The organism is Lactobacillus equicursoris DSM 19284 = JCM 14600 = CIP 110162, from assembly GCF_001434815.1.
Taxonomy (GTDB): domain Bacteria; phylum Bacillota; class Bacilli; order Lactobacillales; family Lactobacillaceae; genus Lactobacillus; species Lactobacillus equicursoris.
This window is the reverse complement of sequence record NZ_AZDU01000147.1, coordinates 1-335: the sequence shown is the minus strand read 5'-3', so window position 1 is coordinate 335 and position 335 is coordinate 1. Positions and strand designations below refer to the sequence as shown.

The following is a 335-nucleotide window of genomic DNA, read 5'->3' as shown; positions in this document are numbered from 1 at the left end:
CCTAATACTCTCCCCGTGTTGTTATCACCGTATACGGCAGCAATAACCTTCTTATTCCGCATGATAGTTCTCAAAATCTTTTTAGAAGTCAATGCTCTAGTTGGGGCAATGCTCAAGGAGTCAGACCAGTCTTGCAAATTGGTAAGGATATCTGCATCTGCACCGTCCCAGGTATTGCCACCTGAAAGAGCCTTTTGGTGGGCACTTGGCACGCCATAATTAATACTGATCCCATGCTTACGGTCTACAATCTTACCAGTTGCCAGCATTTGCATGGTCATTTCTTCACCACGGGCACGAACGCTTTGAACCAGGTTAGCCAAGTCATTGTAAAT

1 protein-coding gene is annotated in these 335 nt (G+C 45.4%); it reads right to left on the bottom strand.

What is annotated here, in order from left to right:
- Nucleotides 1-335: major capsid protein (locus FC20_RS09760; RefSeq protein ID WP_201779622.1), on the bottom strand; the 335-nt coding region annotated here is incomplete at both ends.